This is a genomic window from Stenotrophomonas genospecies 3 (assembly GCF_054473855.1).
The window spans coordinates 116,230-129,815 of record NZ_JBTMUR010000010.1 but is presented as its reverse complement, the minus strand read 5'-3'; the positions used below and the strand labels follow the sequence as shown (position 1 = coordinate 129,815).

Annotated in this window: 16 protein-coding genes; 10 read left to right on the top strand and 6 right to left on the bottom strand. The window is 67.2% G+C overall.

Annotated elements, in window-relative coordinates:
• Positions 1-21: 21 nt before the first annotated feature.
• Positions 22-456, top strand: coding sequence for a redox-sensitive transcriptional activator SoxR (gene soxR / locus ACX9OT_RS14680; protein ID WP_032127734.1), 435 nt, complete (start codon positions 22-24; stop codon positions 454-456).
• A 73-nt stretch (positions 457-529) separates the two neighbouring features.
• On the opposite strand, the gene ACX9OT_RS14675 is transcribed toward soxR, so the two are convergent.
• Positions 530-1,132 (bottom strand): short chain dehydrogenase, encoded by a 603-nt coding sequence (locus ACX9OT_RS14675; RefSeq protein ID WP_071228049.1) that lies wholly within the window; start codon positions 1,130-1,132, stop codon positions 530-532.
• Positions 1,133-1,232: 100 nt separating this feature from the next.
• Between ACX9OT_RS14675 and ACX9OT_RS14670 the strand changes: the two genes are divergently transcribed.
• Positions 1,233-2,108 (top strand): LysR family transcriptional regulator, encoded by an 876-nt coding sequence (locus ACX9OT_RS14670; protein ID WP_459002678.1) that lies wholly within the window; start codon positions 1,233-1,235, stop codon positions 2,106-2,108.
• Positions 2,109-2,167: 59 nt separating this feature from the next.
• Here the strand turns inward: ACX9OT_RS14670 and proC are convergent, their stop codons facing one another.
• Positions 2,168-2,989, bottom strand: a complete 822-nt coding sequence (gene proC, locus ACX9OT_RS14665) for a pyrroline-5-carboxylate reductase (RefSeq protein ID WP_459002676.1) — start codon at positions 2,987-2,989, stop codon at positions 2,168-2,170.
• 18 nt (positions 2,990-3,007) lie between these two features.
• A complete protein-coding gene (locus ACX9OT_RS14660) occupies positions 3,008-3,685 on the bottom strand; it encodes a YggS family pyridoxal phosphate-dependent enzyme (protein WP_071228052.1) in 678 nt (225 codons plus the stop codon).
• Positions 3,686-3,772: 87 nt separating this feature from the next.
• Between ACX9OT_RS14660 and ACX9OT_RS14655 the strand changes: the two genes are divergently transcribed.
• The 3 genes from ACX9OT_RS14655 (at position 3,773) to ACX9OT_RS14645 (ending at position 7,217) form a co-directional block, all read left to right on the top strand.
• Positions 3,773-4,810: a type IV pilus twitching motility protein PilT gene (locus tag ACX9OT_RS14655; RefSeq protein WP_006422551.1), complete on the top strand. Its 1,038-nt coding sequence runs from the start codon at positions 3,773-3,775 to the stop codon at positions 4,808-4,810.
• 100 nt (positions 4,811-4,910) lie between these two features.
• Complete coding sequence (locus ACX9OT_RS14650) at positions 4,911-6,053, top strand: PilT/PilU family type 4a pilus ATPase (RefSeq protein WP_005408369.1); 1,143 nt, start codon at positions 4,911-4,913, stop codon at positions 6,051-6,053.
• A 180-nt stretch (positions 6,054-6,233) separates the two neighbouring features.
• Positions 6,234-7,217: an aldo/keto reductase gene (locus tag ACX9OT_RS14645; protein WP_459002672.1), complete on the top strand. Its 984-nt coding sequence runs from the start codon at positions 6,234-6,236 to the stop codon at positions 7,215-7,217.
• Between the two features lie 55 nt (positions 7,218-7,272).
• On the opposite strand, the gene ACX9OT_RS14640 is transcribed toward ACX9OT_RS14645, so the two are convergent.
• Positions 7,273-8,172 carry a LysR family transcriptional regulator gene (locus ACX9OT_RS14640; RefSeq protein WP_049463612.1) on the bottom strand — a complete coding sequence of 300 codons (900 nt, stop codon included), beginning with the start codon at positions 8,170-8,172 and terminating at the stop codon, positions 7,273-7,275.
• Positions 8,173-8,475: 303 nt separating this feature from the next.
• On the opposite strand from ACX9OT_RS14640, the gene ACX9OT_RS14635 reads away from it, so the two are divergent.
• From ACX9OT_RS14635 to ACX9OT_RS14625, 3 genes are all read left to right on the top strand, one after another.
• Positions 8,476-8,688, top strand: a complete 213-nt coding sequence (locus ACX9OT_RS14635) for a DUF4287 domain-containing protein (RefSeq protein ID WP_414577778.1) — start codon at positions 8,476-8,478, stop codon at positions 8,686-8,688.
• Positions 8,689-8,784: 96 nt separating this feature from the next.
• Entirely contained in the window at positions 8,785-9,234 is a 450-nt protein-coding gene (locus tag ACX9OT_RS14630; protein WP_049421544.1) for a GNAT family N-acetyltransferase, read from the top strand.
• A 93-nt stretch (positions 9,235-9,327) separates the two neighbouring features.
• A complete protein-coding gene (locus ACX9OT_RS14625) occupies positions 9,328-10,035 on the top strand; it encodes a YitT family protein (protein ID WP_032130182.1) in 708 nt (235 codons plus the stop codon).
• Positions 10,036-10,108: 73 nt separating this feature from the next.
• Here the strand turns inward: ACX9OT_RS14625 and ACX9OT_RS14620 are convergent, their stop codons facing one another.
• Entirely contained in the window at positions 10,109-10,651 is a 543-nt protein-coding gene (locus tag ACX9OT_RS14620) for a DNA-3-methyladenine glycosylase I (RefSeq protein WP_049400680.1), read from the bottom strand.
• On the bottom strand, positions 10,648-12,435 hold the full coding sequence (locus ACX9OT_RS14615; protein ID WP_459002668.1) for a DUF4153 domain-containing protein: 1,788 nt from the start codon (positions 12,433-12,435) through the stop codon (positions 10,648-10,650). Before ACX9OT_RS14615 ends, ACX9OT_RS14620 begins: the two co-directional genes overlap by 4 nt.
• 91 nt (positions 12,436-12,526) lie before the next feature.
• On the opposite strand from ACX9OT_RS14615, the gene ACX9OT_RS14610 reads away from it, so the two are divergent.
• Both ACX9OT_RS14610 and ruvX read left to right on the top strand, forming a co-directional pair.
• Positions 12,527-13,093: a YqgE/AlgH family protein gene (locus ACX9OT_RS14610; RefSeq protein WP_005408377.1), complete on the top strand. Its 567-nt coding sequence runs from the start codon at positions 12,527-12,529 to the stop codon at positions 13,091-13,093.
• On the top strand, positions 13,086-13,580 hold the full coding sequence (ruvX, locus tag ACX9OT_RS14605) for a Holliday junction resolvase RuvX (protein WP_049400682.1): 495 nt from the start codon (positions 13,086-13,088) through the stop codon (positions 13,578-13,580). The genes ACX9OT_RS14610 and ruvX overlap by 8 nt, the downstream gene beginning before the upstream one ends.
• The last annotated feature ends 6 nt before the right edge of the window (positions 13,581-13,586 follow it).

Genomic DNA, 13,586 nt, shown 5'->3' with positions numbered 1-13,586 from the left:
AACTGCAGTTTAGGTCAAGCAATGGTTTCCCAGGAACTCAGCGTTGGCGAAGTCTCCCAGCGCAGTGGCGTGGCGGTTTCCGCGCTGCATTTCTACGAGCGCAAGGGGCTGATCAGTAGCCTGCGCACCTCGGGCAACCAGCGGCGCTACAGCCGTGACGTGCTGCGACGGTTGGCCGTGATCCGCGTCGCGCAACGGGTGGGCATGCCACTGGAAGCTGTCGGCCGTGCCTTCGAAAGCCTGCCCGAGGGCCGCGCGCCGACCAAGGCCGACTGGGCCAAGCTGTCCGCGCGCTGGCGCACCGAGCTGGAGGAGCGCATCCACATGCTGGAACTGCTGCGCGATGAACTGACCGGCTGCATCGGCTGCGGCTGCCTGTCGCTGCAGCGCTGCCGCCTGGCCAACCCCGAAGACGTCCTCGGCGAACGCGGCGACGGCCCGATGCGCTGGGAGTGACCCGCGAAAAGGGGACGGAGGGGATTATGTCGTTTGTGCATTAACGACTTAATCCCCTCCGTCCCCTTTTTTCTTACCAGACCGTGATCGTCTCGCCGCTCTGGATGCCTTCCACCGCGCGCTGGAAGGCCAGCGCCGCGCGCTGCGCGCTCACCGCTTCGAAGCCTGGGAAATAGGGGCCGTAAGCCGCCATCGATTCGATCAGCACGTTCGGGCTGACCACGTTGATGCGCAGGCCACGCGGCAGCAGCTCCAACGCGGCGGCACGCACGAAGCCTTCCAGTGCGGCATTCACCGAGGTGGCGTTGACGCCATCGCGGATCGGCTGTGCGCTGACGATGCCGCTGGTCAGGGTGATCGAGCCGCCGGCGTTGAGGTGGTGCTGGGCGACCAGTGCCAGCCGCACCTGGCCCAGCAGCTTGTCCTGCAGGCCGAGGTTGAACTGCTCGGGTGTCATGTCCTTCAGCGGACCGAAGTGCAGCTTGCCAGCGGTGGAGATCACTGCATCGACCGGACCGGTGCGCGAGAACAGTTCGGCGACGCTGGCGTCGTCGGTCAGGTCGACGCGCAGCTCACCGCTGTTGCGGCCGGCGGCGAGGATCTGATGCTGCTGGCCGAGCTGGTGGGCGACTGCCTGGCCGAGGGTGCCGCTGGCACCGACGAGGAGGATCTTCATGGCTGTTCCTTGCGAGAGGGGGAATGAGCGCAGTCTGCGCCCTCACAGTGGGGTTAGGTAAGCGGCGTATGCTTCGCAGATTCCTAACTCTGGATTAGCAATGGATACCCTTCGCTGCATGCAGGCCTTCGTCGCCGTGGCCGAGTGCGGAAGCTTTGCAGGCGCCGCCGAACAGCTGCAGGTGTCGGCGGTGATGGTCGGCAAGTACATCCAGCAACTGGAGGCGCACCTGGGTACCGCGCTGCTGCAACGGAACACCCGCCGCCAGCGCCTGACCGAAGCCGGCAGCGCCTACCTGGCCGGGTGCCGGCAGGTGCTGGAGCAGGTGCAGCAGGCGGAGGCGGACGTGGCCGGACTGCAGGTACAACCCCGCGGGCTGCTGCGGGTCAGCGCGCCAACCACCTGGGGCAGCTGCGTGCTGGCGCCACAACTGGCCGGCCTGCTGCGCGCGCAGCCGCAGTTGAACATCGAGCTGGACCTGAGCAACCGCCGCGTGGACCTGATCGAGGATGGCTTCGACGTGGCAATCCGCGTTGGGCCGCTGCCATCGCAGGAGGTGGTGGCGCGGCCGCTGCCGCCGTATGCAATGAGCCTGTGTGCGGCACCGTCCTACCTGCGCCGGCGCGGCACGCCGCGCACGCCCGCGGATCTGCAGGGGCATGATTGCCTGAGCCACCTGGCCTGGCGCGGCGGCCATGGCTGGCAGTTGGCCAACGGCGAACAGGTGGACTGGGAGGCGCGGCTGACCTGCAACGACGGTGTTGCACTGCGCGAGGCCGCCGTGGCCGGCGCAGGGCTGGTGCTGCAGCCGGCCGCGCTGCTGGCCGGCGAAATCGCGGCCGGGCGGTTGAAGCCGCTGCTGCGCGACTACCTGCCCGAACCGCGGCCCATGCATCTGATCTACCTGCCGGATCGACGGCCGCGCCCGCGGTTGCAGTGCTTCGTCGATTTCGTCATGGCCACATTGGGGCAGTGAACATCCACGCCATGCGTGGATGATGGTAGGTGCCGACCGTTGGTCGGCACACATCGGGATCAATCATTCGCCGCAGACAATTCCTGCCCACGCACCTGCGCGGCGCGCAGCGCCGTATCCACCAGCGCCTCGAAACCACCGGCCTGGAAGCTCTCGATCGCGGCCTGGGTGGTGCCGTTCGGCGAGGTCACGCGACGGCGCAGCTCGGCCGGGCTTTCACCGGCCTCATCAAGCATGCGCGAGGCGCCCAGCAGGGTCTGCACCACCAGCGCACGCGCAGCGTCGGCCGGCAGGCCCTGGGCGATACCTGCCGCTTCCATCGCTTCGGCCAGCAGGAACACATAGGCCGGCCCGCTGCCGGATACGGCAGTCACCGAATCCATCAGCGACTCGCTGTCGATCCACACCGTGCGCCCGGCACTGGCCAGCACCTGTTCGGCGCGTGCGTGCTGCTGCGCGTCCACCGACGCGGTGGCGTACAGGCCGGTCACGCCGGCGCCGAGCAGGGCCGGCGTGTTCGGCATCGCGCGCACCACAGGCAGGTTCCCGCCCAGCCAGCGTTCAAGCTGCGTGCTGGTGATGCCGGCGGCAATGGACACCACCAGCGGCTGGTTCGCCTGTGCCAGCGCCTGCAGCGACTGGCACACATCGCGCAGCACCTGCGGCTTCACCGCCAGCAGCCAGGTGCGGCCGTGCGCGGCGGCATCGGCGGCGTTGTCGTGCACCTGCACGCCGAAGTCGGCAGCCAGTGACTCGCGCAGTGCGGCCACCGGTTCGGCCACGTGGATGTGCGCGGCAGGCACGCCCTGGCGGATCAGGCCGGCGATCAGGCTGCGGGCCATGTTGCCGCCGCCGATGAAGGTGATGGAATCAGCTGCCATGGAAGTCTCCTTGGAAAATCAGGCCGGGCCCGGGCGGGCGCCGAACAGGGCGGTGCCGATGCGCACCAGGGTGGCACCCTCGGCGATGGCTTCGGCGTAGTCGCTGCTCATGCCCATCGACAGCGTGTCGATCCGCGCGTGCTGGGCAGCCAGCGACTGGAAAAGTGTGCGCATGCGCACGAATGCATCCCGACGGCGCTCCGCTTCCGGCCACGGTGCGGGAATCGCCATCAGGCCACGCAGGCGCAGGCTGGGTTCGGCGGCAATCGCGGCGGCCAGTGCATCCACTTCTTCCGGTGCACAGCCATGCTTGCTGGATTCATCGTCGATGTTGACCTGGATCAGTACGTTCAGCGGGCCACGCGCGGTCGGGCGATGGCGTGCCAGCGCGGTCACCAGCTTGGAACGGTCCACGCTCTGCACCCAGTCGAAATGGCTGGCCACGGCATCGGCCTTGTTCGACTGCAGGTGGCCGATCAGGTGCCATTCCAGCGCCAGGTGCTGCAGCGCCTGCATCTTGGCCAGTGCTTCCTGCACGTAGTTCTCGCCGAAGGCGTGCTGGCCCTGTGCGGCCAGCGCGGCCACGGCCTCGGCCGGCTGGGTCTTGGACACCGCCAGCAGGCGTGGGTCGGGCCTGCCAGCGGCCTCGGCGGCGGCGTGCAGGTTGCTCAGGATCTGGGGCAGGGGAGTGGCCACGTAACGCGTTCCGTTGAATCAGGAGGCTATACTGCCGCCCGGGGAAAGATCCTTCCAGTCGAAGCCGTTATTGGGGAGTAGCCGCTCATGGATATCGCCGAGCTGTTGGCGTTTTCCGTAAAGAACAAAGCGTCCGACCTGCACCTGTCCGCAGGCCTGCCGCCGATGATCCGCGTGGACGGCGACGTGCGCCGGATCAACATCCCAGCCTTGGACCACAAGCAGGTCCACGCGCTGGTGTACGACATCATGTCCGACAAGCAGCGCCGCGATTACGAGGAATTCCTCGAAGTGGACTTCTCCTTCGAGATCCCGTCGCTGGCGCGCTTCCGTGTCAACGCGTTCAACCAGAACCGCGGCGCCGGTGCGGTGTTCCGTACCATTCCGTCCGAGGTGCTCACCCTCGAGGACCTGGCCTGCCCGCCGCTGTTCCGCGAAGTGATCCAGCAGCCGCAGGGCCTGATCCTGGTGACCGGCCCGACCGGCTCGGGCAAGTCGACCACGCTGGCGGCGATGATCGACTACATCAACAAAAACGAATACGGCCACATCCTCACCGTCGAGGATCCGATCGAATTCGTGCACACCTCGCAGAAGTGCCTGATCAACCAGCGCGAAGTGCACCGCGATACGCATGGCTTCAACGAAGCGCTGCGCTCGGCACTGCGTGAGGACCCGGACATCATCCTGGTCGGCGAACTTCGTGACCTGGAAACCATCCGCCTGGCACTGACCGCCGCGGAAACCGGCCACCTGGTGTTCGGCACTCTGCACACCAGCTCGGCGGCCAAGACCATCGACCGTATCATCGACGTGTTCCCGGCCGGCGAAAAGCCGATGGTGCGTTCGATGCTGTCCGAATCGCTGCGTGCGGTGATCTCGCAGGCGCTGCTGAAGAAGGTCGGTGGCGGGCGTACCGCTGCGTGGGAAATCATGGTCGGCACCCCGGCCATCCGCAACCTGATCCGCGAGGACAAGGTGGCGCAGATGTACTCGGCGATCCAGACCGGCCAGCAGTACGGCATGATGACCCTGGACCAGCACCTGCAGGACCTGGTCAAGCGCAGCCTGATCACCCGCAACCAGGCCCGCGACTACGCCAAGGACAAGCGCCTGTTCGAGTAAGGCGGGGCCGCAACGGGACGGCGTGCGCCAGTGCGCCGCCGTTTCCGCGCCGTTTCCGCCTCCGACCGTTTCCTGGTACATGCCCCATTGGGAGCCCGCCGTGAACACCACCGCGACCACCATCGATTTCACTTCGTTCCTCAAGCTGATGGCGCACCAGCGCGCCTCGGACCTGTTCATCACCGCGGGCATGCCGCCGGCGATGAAGGTCAACGGCAAGATTTCGCCGATCACGCAGACACCACTGACCCCGCAGCAGAGCCGCGACCTGGTCCTGAACGTGATGACCCCGGCGCAGCGCGAGGAATTCGAGAAGACCCACGAGTGCAACTTCGCCATCGGCCTGTCCGGCGTCGGCCGCTTCCGCGTGAGCTGCTTCTACCAGCGCAACCAGGTCGGCATGGTGCTGCGTCGCATCGAGACGCGCATTCCGACCGTGGAAGAGCTGAGCCTGCCGCCGATCATCAAGACGCTGGCGATGACCAAGCGCGGCATCATCCTGTTCGTCGGTGCCACCGGTACCGGTAAATCGACCTCGCTGGCGGCGATGATCGGTTACCGCAACCAGAACTCGACTGGCCACATCATCACCATCGAAGACCCGATCGAATTCGTGCACAAGCACGAGGGCTGCATCATCACCCAGCGCGAAGTCGGCATCGATACCGACAGCTGGGAAGCCGCGTTGAAGAACACCCTGCGCCAGGCGCCGGACGTGATCATGATCGGCGAGGTGCGTACCCGCGAAGGCATGGACCACGCCATCGCGTTCGCGGAAACCGGCCACCTGGTGCTGTGCACCCTGCATGCCAACAACGCCAACCAGGCGATGGACCGCATCGTCAACTTCTTCCCGGAAGACCGCCGCAACCAGCTGCTGATGGACCTGTCGCTGAACCTCAAGGGCGTGGTCGCGCAGCAGCTGGTGCCGTCGCCCGATGGCCGCTCGCGCAAGGTGGCGATGGAGATCCTGCTGGGCACGCCGCTGGTGCAGGACTACATCCGCGACGGCGAGATCCACAAGCTGAAGGAAGTGATGAAGGACTCGGTCCAGCTGGGCATGAAGACCTTCGACCAGAGCCTGTTCGAGCTGTACCAGGCGGGCGAGATCAGCTACGAGGACGCACTGCGCTACGCCGATTCGCAGAACGAAGTGCGCCTGCGCATCAAGCTCAGCCAGGGCGGCGACGCCCGCACCCTGTCGCAGGGGCTGGATGGCGTGGAGATCTCCGAGATCCGGTGACCTGGGTATTCCGTAGCGTCGAGCCTGCTCGACTGTTCTTGTCGAGTCGAGCAAGCTCGACGCTACGGGCGGGCGGCTCCGCGCATTGATGAATTCCAGTCATGACCAACTGCAATGCTGCCCATTCAATCCGTGGGCTCTGCAGGCGTATCGTCAGCGCTCCCCCTCTGGAGCACGACGATGCAGACACGTGAACTCGGCCGCAGTGGCCTGAAGGTTTCCGCCCTCGGCCTGGGCTGCATGGGCCTGAGCCATGGCTACGGCCAACCGGTGGAGCGGGGCCAGGGCATCGCCCTGCTGCAGGCCGCCGTCGAGCGTTGCGTGACCTTCTTCGACACCGCCGAAGTGTACGGCCCTTACACCAACGAAGACCTGCTCGGCGAGGCGCTGGCGCCGTACCGCGACAGGCTGGTGATCGCCACCAAGTTCGGCTTCAAGGATGCGCGCGTCGATACCGGGCTGGACAGCCGTCCCGAGAACATCCGCGCGGTGGCCGAGGCCAGCCTCAAGCGCCTGCGCACCGACCATATCGACCTGTTCTACCAGCACCGCGTCGACCCCAACGTGCCGATCGAAGATGTCGCTGGCACCGTTCGCGACCTGATCGCCGAGGGCAAGGTAGGCCACTTCGGCCTGTCCGAGGCCAGCGCCGCGACCGTTCGCCGTGCGCATGCGGTGCAGCCAGTGGCCGCCGTGCAGAGCGAGTACTCGCTGTGGTGGCGTGAGCCGGAGCGCGAACTGTTGCCGACGTTGCAGGAACTGGGCATTGGTTTCGTGCCCTTCAGCCCGCTCGGCCGTGGCTTCCTGACCGGCGCGATCAACGCCGATACCACCTTCGACGCCAACGACTTCCGCAACACCGTACCGCGTTTTGAAGTGGAGGCGCGTCGTGCCAACCAGGCGCTGGTTGACCGCATCAGCACGATCGCTGCCGCACGTGGCGCGACGCCGGCGCAGGTAGCGCTGGCTTGGCTGCTGGCGCAGGCACCGTGGATCGTGCCGATTCCGGGCACGACCAAAGTCCATCGCCTGGAAGAGAACCTGGGCGCGGCCGACCTGCAGCTGGCACCGGAGGACCTGCAGCGCATCGCGCAGGCACTGGACGAAGTGTCGATTGTCGGTGAGCGCTACAACGCGCAGCGCGCGGCGCAGGCCAAGGGCTGACCGCCAGGTGGGTGCGGACCGTTGGTGGTGGGTGCGGACCGTTGGTCCGCACTCCTCAACTCCCCATCGGCCCGCGCAGCGCATCAAGCACCGTCCGCATCGCCACGGTGACGTGGCGGCGTGACGGGTAATACGCGTAGTAGCCATCGAAGTGCGGGCACCAATCGTCCAGCACGGATTGCAGGCGGCCATCGTCCAGCATCGGCTGCACCTGGTCTTCCGGCAGCCAGGCCAGCCCGCTGCCGGCCAGTGCAGCCGCGCGGGTCATGCCCATGGTGTTGAAGGTCCACTGACCGGTCACGCGCACGCTCAGTTCGTTGCCGTCCTGGCCGAAATCCCACGGCATCAGTCCGCCATGCGTAGGCAGGCGCAGGGTGATGCAGTTGTGGTTGGCCAGGTCGTGCGGATGCCGTGGCACCACATGCTGGCGGAAGTAGCTGGGCGCACCGACCACGCGCATGCGCAGCGGTGGGCTGACCGGTACCGCGATCATGTCGCGCGCCAACCGTTCGCCGAGGCGGATGCCGATGTCGTAGCGCTCGGCGACGATGTCGGCCAGCCCGTAGTCTGCAGCCAGTTCCACCTTCAGGTCCGGGTACTGCTGCAGCAATGGCGCCAACCGCGGCCAGGCGATGTATTCGGCGGCATGGCCGGTGGCATTGATGCGGATGGTGCCGGCCGGGCGTTCGCGGTACTCGGCCAGTGCGGCCAGTTCGTCCTCGATCTCGGCCAGGCGCGGGGCGAGGGTCTCGAGCAGGCGCGCACCGGCTTCGGTGGTGGACACGCTGCGGGTGGTGCGGGTCAGCAGGCGCACGCCGAGGCGCTCTTCCAGGCCGCGCATGGCATGGCTGAGCGCGGACTGGGAGACACCCAGCTGGGCGGCGGCCCGGGTGAAGCTGCCTTCGCGGGCAACGTGGACGAAGGCCTGCAGGTCGTTGAGATTTTCACGGGGCATGACGGGATGATACGGCCGGGCTGCGCCCGGCACCCGCCGAAACAACGTCAATGGCAACGTCAAAAGCTGGCTTCCTGAGGGGAGGCGGGGTGGCTCAGGTTGCGGGGGACGGCGCAAGTACGTCCATGTAGCCTCGGTCGCGCCATCCATGGCGCTCACGCCCCCGCACCCTGAGCCGCCCCGCCTTCGACATTTTCCCGCGAGCTGTTGGAACGGCTCCGACCCCATTCTGTGTAGGCGTGTGGGGATGTCGATTTCAGGGACTGTGGTTCGTCGAATGAATGACTTCAACGGGAGCTGCACATGAGCGCTGACACCAAGCCGAAAGGCCCGGCCTCGTACTTCCCCTCCATCGAGAAGACCTACGGTCAGCCGGTGGCGCACTGGTTCGGCCTGCTGGCCGGCAAGAAGGGCCTGAAACACATGGAGCTGGTCAGTTTCCTGAAAGGCGAGCATGGGCTGGGCCATGGCCACGCCAACGCGTTGGTGGCGCACCATCTGGCCGGAAAGGGCTGAGCAGGCAACCCGGCGCTGAACGGTCGTGTGGGGGTCAGGCTACACGGCCTCCGGGGTCAGGCAGACTGGGCGTTCATCCCGAGGCAGGACGCCCTCATGCAGGTCACGCTGGACGCGATCACCGTCGACAACTACGAAGCCGTGTGCGACCTCGACGTCAGTGAGGCGCAGCAGGATTTCGTCGCCGGCAATACCTGGTCGCTGGTGCAGGCCGCATTCCATCCCGGCTACCAGACCCGCGCCATCCAGGCCGATGGCGAGCTGGTCGGGTTCTTCATGTGGGTGCCGGAGACGCCGCAGCGCATCTCGATCTGGCGCTTCATGGTCGATCAGCGCTGGCAGGGGCGTGGCATCGGGCGGCGCGCGCTGGAACTGGCGCTGGCGCAGATCCGGGACACGCCCGGCCTGGCCGAGATCGAGATCTGCTACAACCCGCGCAATCCGGTGGCGGGCGCCTTCTATGGCAGCTTCGGTTTCGTCGAGACCGGCATGGACGATGATGGCGAGGACATGCTGGCCGTGCTGCCGGTGACGCCTCCGGAATAACCTGAATGGGCGATCGCAGCTGAACGATTTCATCTGCAACTGTCATGCAGATCGTGTCTAATATCGCTCCCCACCTGCTGTTCCCCCACCCGTATGTCCCTTCCCGCCCATGGCCCCGCGCCGTGCGACGACGCTGACGGCCACCTGGTCACCGCTGGTCCGCTGACCCCGCCGCCCGACAGTGCCGGCACCACCGCCGACGAAAAAGCGCTGCGCCACTCGATCGCCGAGGACGTGCAGGGCATGGTGCTGGCCACGATGGTGGCCTCGCTGGGCCTGGCCATCTTCGCCAAGGGTGGGCTGATGATCGGCGGCATGGCCGGCATGGCCTTCCTGCTGCACTACTCAATGGGTTGGAACTTCGGCCTGGTGTTCGTGCTGGTCAACCTGCCGTTCTACTGGGTGGCGCTGCGGCGCATGGGCTGGGAATTCACCCTGAAGACCTTCGCCGCGGTCACCGCCTGTGGCGTGCTGACCGACCTGCTGCCGCGCTGGATCGATTTCTCGCACATCAACCCGCTGTATTCGGCGATCGTCGGTGGTGCGTTGTCCGGCCTGGGCATCCTGTTCTTCATCCGGCACCGTGCCAGCCTCGGTGGTATCGGCATCCTGGCGGTGTACCTGCAGCGCACCCGTGGCTGGAGCGCGGGCAAGGTGCAGATGTCCTACGACGCCTGCCTGATGGTGGCCGCGTTCTTCGTGTTGTCGCCGTCGAAGGTGCTGTACTCGGCGATCGGCGCGGTGGTGCTCAGCCTGGTGCTGATGTTCAACCACCGCCCGGGCCGTTACATGGGCGTGTGACGATTCGACGGTAGTGCCGGCCGCTGGCCGGCAACACCTGCAGCATTCCGAGGCTGCCGGCCAGCGGCCGGCACTACCGGGAGGCCTGCAACCACGGCGGCGACAGCGTCAGCAGCCGCGCATGCACCGGGCAGTCCTCGGCGTGCGCACCGGGCAGGTAGCCCAGGCTCATCAGGAATTCGCCGGTGATCTCGCCGCCGGTGAAGCGGAACGTCTTCTTGAACAGCTTCACCCAGTCGGCCTTGCTGCGCGGATGGTGCGCGTCCAGCCACGCCGCGAAGCTGCCGTGGCTGGCCCGCAGCTGCTGGATCACCTGTGCGTTGTGGATCGCCGCCAGCACCTTCAGCCGGTTGCGGATGATGCCCGCGTCCGACAGCAGCCGTTCGATGTCCTGCTCGGCGTAGGCTGCAACCCGATCCACATCGAAGCCGTCATAGGCCGCGCGGAAGCCCTCGCGCTTCTTCAGGATGGTCTCCCAGCTCAGCCCGGCCTGGTTGATCTCCAGCACCAGCCGCTCGAACAGCTCGCGCTCGTCACGCTGCGGGAAGCCGTATTCGTTTGCGTGGTAGTAGTCGTGCACCGGATGGCCCGGGGCGATGAGGCAGTAACCGCTCATGGAGAAGACTCGTTGGATTCGGGTTCGGGATCGATGGCCACCGCGGGGCGCCCGCCGATGGACAGCATCGGCCAGCGCGGTGGCACAAGCGTGAGTTTGCCGTCACGCAGGGCCTGGTTGATCGCCTCGGCCTGGCCGCTGGCGGCACCGAACAGCGAACCGGCGCGGCGCCACTGGGCATCCCTGCCACGTGCGTACAGCACGCAGTCCGGCCCGCGGTGGGTGTACAGCTCGCACAGCAGTACCTCGGCGTTGCCGTCGCCATCCAGGTCGCGATGCACGATCAGGCAGTCGCGCTCGCTCTGGGCGCAGGATTCGCCATTGATCGCGCGGGTGGCCAGTGCCTGCCACCAATCGTCCGGTGGCGAGCTGGATCCCTTGGCCAGCTTCAGCGCGCGCTGCAGGGCGGCGACGTCCTGCAGACCCTTGTCCAGGCGCTGTCCATCGTCCCAGCGCGAGGTACGTGCCAGCGCGGCAGCGATCACCTGTGGCGCGTTGGCATCGGCGGTGATGGCCGGATCACGCTGCAGCTCGCGCAGCGCCTGCACGCCACGGCGCCCAAGATCGAAGCGCAGCACGTTGACGTCACTGCTGGTGATCGCTGGCGGGTCCGCACGCAGGCGCGCCAACTGGCTGGACAGGGTCAGCCGCACCGGGTCCAGCAGCGGCGAGTTGCCCAGCAATGCCAGTGCCAGCACCGCCCAACACATCCAGCGGTTGACCGGCTCCAGCGTCTGCAGCCAGCGGCCCTGCCGGCGCACTACCGCCAGCGCGTAGCCCAGTGCATAGCCGGCCACGGCCAACGCGATCAGCACCGCCCAGAAGCGGTCCAGGGTCCAGCCGTACTGCACCACGCGCAGGCCCAGTGCATACAGCGCCAGCACCGCATAGACCGGCAGCGCCAGCAGGCTGGCCTCGACCAGCCGGCGCAGCACGACGGGGTAGGGCGCGGTGTCGTCGCCTTGCTGGTAGACCGCATTGGTGAATGACACCAGCAGCAGCGACAGCACCAGCAGCAGGCTGGCGGCCGAGCGGGTCTTCCACAGCGGCTCCAGCCCGGTCAGCGGCAGGCTCAGCACGAACAGCACGGCGATGAACGAGAGCAGCGGCAGCAGCCCGCGGCAGATCGCGAACAGCACCTGGCGGGTGATCTGGATCGCGCGGTGCTGGGTGCGCCCGATCAGCACGCCGAACCCGGCCAGGCTGCCGGTGGCCAGCGCGATGAACGCGTCCTGCCGGAACAGGTCGCGGAAGATGGTCACGTCGAGCAGCTGGAACAGCGCCGCCCACAGCCACAGCAGCAGCCAGGTCAGCCCGGTGAACAGCGCCGCCAGGGCCAGGGTCAGGCCGTTCTGCCAGGCGCGCTCGAACAGCTCCGGATAGCTGGCGCGCCAATGCCCGTGTTGCAGCTGGAACTGCCACCAGGGCAGGGCCACGAACACTGCTACGGCCATGCCCACGGTCAGCGGGAACTGCAGCGCGCCCGATTCCAGTGCGGTCTCGCCGTTGAGGTTCCAGCCGATCCAGGCGGCCAGCGCCAGCACCACCGCCGAGCCGAGCGCGGCCTGCAGCCACAGGCGGCGCTGGCCCAGCTCGACCAGGCTCAGCGCCACCGCGCTGGGAATGGCCAGCACCCAGGCATACCAGCAGTAGCGCCAGCCGATATCGCGGAACGGCCACGCATCGGACAGCTCCTGTGCGGCATACAGCATCAGGCCCTGCAGCAGCGCGATCAGGACGATGGCGCTGCGTGCCGGCAGGGTCAGGGGCGATGAAGACTGCATCGATGACCTTCCATGGCAAAGCACCATCCTAGCCCATCGCGGTTCGGCACCATCGCGCGACCATCCCGCCCCCAGCAGGTAGAATGGGGCCATGCCTGTTACGCCGACTTCCCTTGCCGATCACCTGCTCGTCGCGCTGCCGTCGCTGCTCGACGCGACCTTTGCCCGCAGCGTCGCGCTGATCTGCCAGCACGACGAGAACGGGGCGATGGGCGTGCTGGTCAACCAGCCTTCCGAGTACACGCTGGGCGAAGTGCTTGCGCAGATGGACATCACCACCGGTGATGGCGACCTCCAGGCGCGCATGGTGCTCAACGGCGGCCCGGTGCATCCCGAGCGCGGCTTCGTCATCCATGACGACGCGCGGGCGTGGGATTCCAGCCTGACCGTGGGCGACGGCCTGTACCTGACCACCTCGCGCGACATCCTCGAAGCGATGGCGCGCGGCGAAGGCCCGGCCAATGCCGTGGTCACCCTCGGCTGTGCCGGTTGGGGTGCAGGGCAGCTGGAAAGCGAGCTGTCCGAGAACAGCTGGCTGACCGTACCGGCCGACGCCGAGCTGGTGTTCCAGCTGCCGCTGGAGCAGCGCTGGCAGGGTGCAGCCTCGCGTATCGGTGTGGACCTGTTCCGGCTGACCGACTACAGCGGCCATGTCTGAGCCCATCGCGCCCGCGCCGGATTCTGCTGCCCCGGCCATCCGCCGTGATGGCACCGTTCTGGGTTTCGATGTTGGCTCGCGGCGTATCGGCGTGGCCATCGGCAGTGCCTTCGCTGCGCATGCGCGCGCGGTGGCGGTGGTCGATGTGCACGGCAACGGCCCGGACTGGACCGCGATCGAACGCCTGCTCAAGGAATGGAAGCCCGACGGCCTGGTGGTCGGCGACCCGCTGACCCTGGACGGCCAGGACCAGCCCAACCGCAAGCGCGCGCAGGGCTTTGCCCGCCAGCTGCGGGAACGTTTCAAGCTGCCGGTGGTGATGATCGACGAGCGTTCCAGCTCGGTCGAGGCCGCCCGCCGCTTCGCTGTCGAGCGCGCCGAAGGGCGCAAGCGCCGCCGTGATGCGGCCGCCCTCGATGCCGTTGCCGCGGCGGTGATCATCGACCGTTGGCTGTCGTCGCCGGACGACGCCACCCCCATTCCCTGACTGCCC

Bases quoted from the DNA above. Each gene is read 5' to 3' on its own strand.
- ACX9OT_RS14630 (WP_049421544.1), top strand. From the start codon at position 8,785: ATGCAGGTCACGCTGGACGCGATCACCGTCGACAACTACGAAGCCGTG.
- ACX9OT_RS14675 (WP_071228049.1), bottom strand. From the start codon at position 1,132: ATGAAGATCCTCCTCGTCGGTGCCAGCGGCACCCTCGGCCAGGCAGTC.
- ACX9OT_RS14615 (WP_459002668.1), bottom strand. From the start codon at position 12,435: ATGCAGTCTTCATCGCCCCTGACCCTGCCGGCACGCAGCGCCATCGTC.
- ACX9OT_RS14655 (WP_006422551.1), top strand. From the start codon at position 3,773: ATGGATATCGCCGAGCTGTTGGCGTTTTCCGTAAAGAACAAAGCGTCC.
- ACX9OT_RS14610 (WP_005408377.1), top strand. From the start codon at position 12,527: ATGCCTGTTACGCCGACTTCCCTTGCCGATCACCTGCTCGTCGCGCTG.
- ACX9OT_RS14640 (WP_049463612.1), bottom strand. From the start codon at position 8,172: ATGCCCCGTGAAAATCTCAACGACCTGCAGGCCTTCGTCCACGTTGCC.
- ACX9OT_RS14620 (WP_049400680.1), bottom strand. From the start codon at position 10,651: ATGAGCGGTTACTGCCTCATCGCCCCGGGCCATCCGGTGCACGACTAC.
- ruvX (WP_049400682.1), top strand. From the start codon at position 13,086: ATGTCTGAGCCCATCGCGCCCGCGCCGGATTCTGCTGCCCCGGCCATC.
- ACX9OT_RS14635 (WP_414577778.1), top strand. From the start codon at position 8,476: ATGAGCGCTGACACCAAGCCGAAAGGCCCGGCCTCGTACTTCCCCTCC.
- ACX9OT_RS14625 (WP_032130182.1), top strand. From the start codon at position 9,328: ATGTCCCTTCCCGCCCATGGCCCCGCGCCGTGCGACGACGCTGACGGC.
- ACX9OT_RS14645 (WP_459002672.1), top strand. From the start codon at position 6,234: ATGCAGACACGTGAACTCGGCCGCAGTGGCCTGAAGGTTTCCGCCCTC.
- ACX9OT_RS14670 (WP_459002678.1), top strand. From the start codon at position 1,233: ATGGATACCCTTCGCTGCATGCAGGCCTTCGTCGCCGTGGCCGAGTGC.
- proC (WP_459002676.1), bottom strand. From the start codon at position 2,989: ATGGCAGCTGATTCCATCACCTTCATCGGCGGCGGCAACATGGCCCGC.
- soxR (WP_032127734.1), top strand. From the start codon at position 22: ATGGTTTCCCAGGAACTCAGCGTTGGCGAAGTCTCCCAGCGCAGTGGC.